Annotated in this window: 1 pseudogene; it reads right to left on the bottom strand. The window is 37.6% G+C overall.

What is annotated here, in order from left to right:
* Window positions 1–81: 81 nt before the first annotated feature.
* Window positions 82–386 (bottom strand): annotated as a pseudogene (locus WS44_RS09670) (XRE family transcriptional regulator); the annotation flags it as partial.

Below are 386 nucleotides of genomic sequence, written 5' to 3'. Positions count from 1 at the left end.
GCATTGGCTTCATCTCCACTTTACATAGTAAAAGAAAAAGTGTTGAACGACTACTCCGTCGAGTAATCATCCAACACTAGATTAGTATGTTTTGTTTTCATAGTAATCAGCTATATGACAGTGCTGAGTCTTAGACATGAGAACCGGTTTATTTAGTTCCGCAATAATATTATGAGCGGCCTTCTTCATCAATAAGAGTGCTTTATCTTCAGGAAGACTTTGCTTAACTACTTTTCCAACAACATAGGTGTGGTCCGTAACTTCATATTTTTGTGTAACTTGATTGAACTTGTTGCCGCACACATCACTAATTGCAACGCCATCTGTGGCTGCTTGGTCATAGTCAAAAAAGATATGTTTTTTATCACCGGTAATTGGTGAAAACG

The sequence above is a fragment of the Lactobacillus sp. N54.MGS-719 genome, from assembly GCF_000980505.1.
Taxonomy (GTDB): Bacteria; Bacillota; Bacilli; order Lactobacillales; family Lactobacillaceae; genus Lactobacillus; species Lactobacillus amylovorus.
The sequence above is the reverse complement of the archived record's forward strand: the minus strand, read 5'-3'. Positions and strand labels throughout refer to the sequence as shown.